3 rRNA genes are annotated in these 4,998 nt (G+C 51.6%); all 3 read right to left on the reverse strand.

Features of this window, described 5'->3' with window-relative positions:
- Positions 1–6: 6 nt before the first annotated feature.
- Positions 7–119, reverse strand: a 5S ribosomal RNA gene (rrf, locus tag EIC84_RS25750).
- A gap of 164 nt (positions 120–283) precedes the next feature.
- Positions 284–3,161, reverse strand: a 23S ribosomal RNA gene (locus tag EIC84_RS25755).
- A gap of 139 nt (positions 3,162–3,300) precedes the next feature.
- A 16S ribosomal RNA gene (locus tag EIC84_RS25760) occupies positions 3,301–4,833 on the reverse strand.
- The 16S, 23S and 5S rRNA genes sit together here, the layout of an rRNA operon.
- Positions 4,834–4,998: the final 165 nt, after the last annotated feature.

The following is a 4,998-nucleotide window of genomic DNA, read 5'->3' on the forward strand; positions in this document are numbered from 1 at the left end:
GTAAGAGCCTGACGATGACCTACTTTCACACGGGAACCCGCACTATCATCGGCGCAAAGTCGTTTCACTGTCCTGTTCGGGATGGGAAGGAGTGGTACCAACTTGCTATGGTCATCAGGCATAAACTTTTTGTCAGATCGATCGGTGGCCATTAACTTCTTAATGACGCTCCTCTCCATCCAACGAATTCATAGAGTCTTCAATCAGCTTTTCGATTGCGCTATTTCGGCATAACTAGAACTTGCGTTCTGTCTTTTGTTTTTCCAGGCTTACCCAAAGTTATAGGGTCAAGCCGCACGGGCAATTAGTACTGGTTAGCTTAACGCATTACTGCGCTTCCACACCCAGCCTATCAACGTCGTGGTCTACAACGACCCTTCAGGGGGCTCAAGGCCCCGGCAGATCTCATCTTGAAACGAGTTTCCCGCTTAGATGCTTTCAGCGGTTATCTCTTCCACACTTAGCTACCCTGCGATGCCACTGGCGTGACAACAGGTACACCAGAGGTGTGTCCACTCCGGTCCTCTCGTACTAGGAGCAGGCTTCCTCAAATCTGCAGCGCCCACGGAAGATAGGGACCAAACTGTCTCACGACGTTTTAAACCCAGCTCACGTACCTCTTTAAATGGCGAACAGCCATACCCTTGGGACCGACTACAGCCCCAGGATGAGATGAGCCGACATCGAGGTGCCAAACACCGCCGTCGATATGAACTCTTGGGCGGTATCAGCCTGTTATCCCCAGAGTACCTTTTATCCGTTGAGCGATGGCCCTTCCATACAGAACCACCGGATCACTATGTCCTGCTTTCGCATCTGCTCGACTTGTCAGTCTCGCAGTTAAGCACGCTTATGCCATTGCACTATCGTCACGATGTCCGACCGTAACTAGCGTACCTTCGAACTCCTCCGTTACGCTTTGGGAGGAGACCGCCCCAGTCAAACTGCCTACCATGCACTGTCCCCGATCCAGATAATGGATCCAGGTTAGAACCTCAAACGCACCAGGGTGGTATTTCAACGTCGGCTCCATGAGATCTAGCGACCTCACTTCAAAGCCTCCCACCTATCCTACACAGATCCGTTCAAAGTCCAATACAAAGCTACAGTAAAGGTTCATGGGGTCTTTCCGTCTTTCCGCGGGGAGATTGCATCATCACAAACATTTCAACTTCGCTGAGTCTCAGGAGGAGACAGTGTGGCCATCGTTACGCCATTCGTGCAGGTCGGAACTTACCCGACAAGGAATTTCGCTACCTTAGGACCGTTATAGTTACGGCCGCCGTTTACTGGGACTTCAATCAAGAGCTTGCACCCCATCATTTAATCTTCCAGCACCGGGCAGGCGTCACACCCTATACGTCCACTTTCGTGTTTGCAGAGTGCTGTGTTTTTATTAAACAGTCGCAGCCACCAATTTTTTGCAACCCCTTTGAGCTCCGTTTGTACAACTTCACTTACTTGGGGTACACCTTCTCCCGAAGTTACGGTGTCAATTTGCCGAGTTCCTTCTCCTGAGTTCTCTCAAGCGCCTTAGAATACTCATCTCGCGCACCAGTGTCGGTTTGCGGTACGGTCGTCAATAGCTGAAGCTTAGTGGCTTTTCCTGGAAGCAGGGTATCACTCACTTCGTCTGCAAGCAGACTCGTTATCACGCCTCATCTCAGCTCTCCGGATTTGCCTAAAGAGCACGACTACACGCTTGAACCAACTATTCCAACAGTTGGCTGAGCTAACCTTCTCCGTCCCCACATCGCACTATTGATCGGTACAGGAATATTGACCTGTTTCCCATCAGCTACGCATCTCTGCCTCGCCTTAGGGGCCGACTCACCCTACGCCGATGAACGTTGCGTAGGAAACCTTGCGCTTACGGCGAGGGGGCTTTTCACCCCCTTTAACGCTACTCATGTCAGCATTCGCACTTCTGATACCTCCAGCATCCGTTACCAGACACCTTCACAGGCTTACAGAACGCTCTCCTACCACGCACAGTAAACTGTGCATCCGCAGCTTCGGTAACTGGCTTAGCCCCGTTACATCTTCCGCGCAGGACGACTCGATCAGTGAGCTATTACGCTTTCTTTAAATGATGGCTGCTTCTAAGCCAACATCCTGACTGTTTTAGCCTTCCCACTTCGTTTCCCACTTAGCCAATTTTAGGGACCTTAGCTGGCGGTCTGGGTTGTTTCCCTCTTGAGTCCGGACGTTAGCACCCGGTGCTCTGTCTCCCAAGCTGTACTCGTCGGTATTCGGAGTTTGCATAGGTTTGGTAAGTCGCCATGACCCCCTAGCCTAAACAGTGCTCTACCCCCGACGGTAATACTTGAGGCACTACCTAAATAGTTTTCGGAGAGAACCAGCTATTTCCAAGTTTGTTTAGCCTTTCACCCCTATCCACAGCTCATCCCCTAATTTTGCAACATTAGTGGGTTCGGACCTCCAGTACCTGTTACGGCACCTTCATCCTGGCCATGGATAGATCACTTGGTTTCGGGTCTACACCCAGCGACTAGTCGCCCTATTCGGACTCGATTTCTCTTCGCCTCCCCTATTCGGTTAAGCTTGCCACTGAATGTAAGTCGCTGACCCATTATACAAAAGGTACGCCGTCACCCCTAAGGGCTCCGACTTTTTGTAAGCATACGGTTTCAGGATCTATTTCACTCCCCTCCCGGGGTTCTTTTCGCCTTTCCCTCACGGTACTGGTTCACTATCGGTCGATGATGAGTATTTAGCCTTGGAGGATGGTCCCCCCATATTCAGACAGGGTTTCTCGTGCCCCGCCCTACTTGTCTGCAGCCTAGTACCACCGATCGGTTTTCACATACGGGACTATCACCCACTATGGTCGGCCTTTCCATGCCGTTTTGTTAACTGATCGACTATCACTGCAAGGCTCTTCCGAATTCGCTCGCCACTACTATCGGAATCTCGGTTGATGTCTTTTCCTCTGGGTACTTAGATGTTTCAGTTCTCCAGGTTCGCTTCGTGCACCTATGTATTCAGTGCACGATACCTCTTGCGAGGTGGGTTCCCCCATTCAGAAATCTCCGGATCAAAGCTTATTTGCCAGCTCCCCGAAGCTTATCGCAGGCTATCACGTCTTTCGTCGCCTATCATCGCCAAGGCATCCACCATATGCTCTTAGTCACTTGACCCTATAACTTTGGACTCTCTTGTCGAGAATCAAAGCCTGGTTTCAAAGACTGGTGAGGTCTTGCACCTCACGCGTTATGCCGTAATGTGAATATCTTTGGCTGCATCTTGGACGTTCAATTTGAAGCAGCATTTTTCCAGAAAGGAGGTGATCCAGCCGCACCTTCCGATACGGCTACCTTGTTACGACTTCACCCCAGTCACGAACCCCGCCGTGGTAAGCGCCCTCCTTACGGTTAGGCTACCTACTTCTGGCGAGACCCGCTCCCATGGTGTGACGGGCGGTGTGTACAAGACCCGGGAACGTATTCACCGTGACATTCTGATCCACGATTACTAGCGATTCCGACTTCACGCAGTCGAGTTGCAGACTGCGATCCGGACTACGACTGGCTTTATGGGATTAGCTCCCCCTCGCGGGTTGGCAACCCTTTGTACCAGCCATTGTATGACGTGTGTAGCCCCACCTATAAGGGCCATGAGGACTTGACGTCATCCCCACCTTCCTCCGGTTTGTCACCGGCAGTCCCATTAGAGTGCTCAACTGAATGTAGCAACTAATGGCAAGGGTTGCGCTCGTTGCGGGACTTAACCCAACATCTCACGACACGAGCTGACGACAGCCATGCAGCACCTGTGTGCAGGTTCTCTTTCGAGCACCAAACCATCTCTGGTAAGTTCCTGCCATGTCAAAGGTGGGTAAGGTTTTTCGCGTTGCATCGAATTAAACCACATCATCCACCGCTTGTGCGGGTCCCCGTCAATTCCTTTGAGTTTCAACCTTGCGGCCGTACTCCCCAGGCGGTCAACTTCACGCGTTAGCTTCGTTACTGAGTCAGTTAAGACCCAACAACCAGTTGACATCGTTTAGGGCGTGGACTACCAGGGTATCTAATCCTGTTTGCTCCCCACGCTTTCGTGCATGAGCGTCAGTGCAGGCCCAGGGGATTGCCTTCGCCATCGGTGTTCCTCCGCATATCTACGCATTTCACTGCTACACGCGGAATTCCATCCCCCTCTGCCGCACTCTAGCCTTGCAGTCACAATGGCAGTTCCCAGGTTGAGCCCGGGGATTTCACCACTGTCTTACAAAACCGCCTGCGCACGCTTTACGCCCAGTAATTCCGATTAACGCTTGCACCCTACGTATTACCGCGGCTGCTGGCACGTAGTTAGCCGGTGCTTATTCTTACGGTACCGTCATGACCCGGGGATATTAGCCCCAGGCTTTTCGTTCCGTACAAAAGCAGTTTACAACCCGAGGGCCTTCATCCTGCACGCGGCATTGCTGGATCAGGCTTTCGCCCATTGTCCAAAATTCCCCACTGCTGCCTCCCGTAGGAGTCTGGGCCGTGTCTCAGTCCCAGTGTGGCTGGTCGTCCTCTCAGACCAGCTACAGATCGCAGGCTTGGTAAGCCTTTACCCCACCAACTACCTAATCTGCCATCAGCCGCTCTAGTAGCACAAGGCCCGAAGGTCCCCTGCTTTCATCCGTAGATCTCATGCGGTATTAGCTACTCTTTCGAGTAGTTATCCCCCACTACTAGGCACGTTCCGATGTATTACTCACCCGTTCGCCACTCGTCAGCATCCGAAGACCTGTTACCGTTCGACTTGCATGTGTAAAGCATGCCGCCAGCGTTCAATCTGAGCCAGGATCAAACTCTATAGTTCGATCTTGAATTTAAAGTCTTTCGACTGCTCACTCACTTGACGGAATCAAGAAGAATTAATTCTTCCTCATTACTGTTTTTGTGAGCGCTTGATAACTCCGAAGAGTTTGTTCCGAAGAACTGGCTGCTTGCCCTCAAACGCCCACGCTTATCGGCTGTATTTTTT

This window comes from Comamonas sp. A23 (assembly GCF_004522605.1).
Taxonomy (GTDB): Bacteria; Pseudomonadota; Gammaproteobacteria; order Burkholderiales; family Burkholderiaceae_C; genus Comamonas; species Comamonas thiooxydans.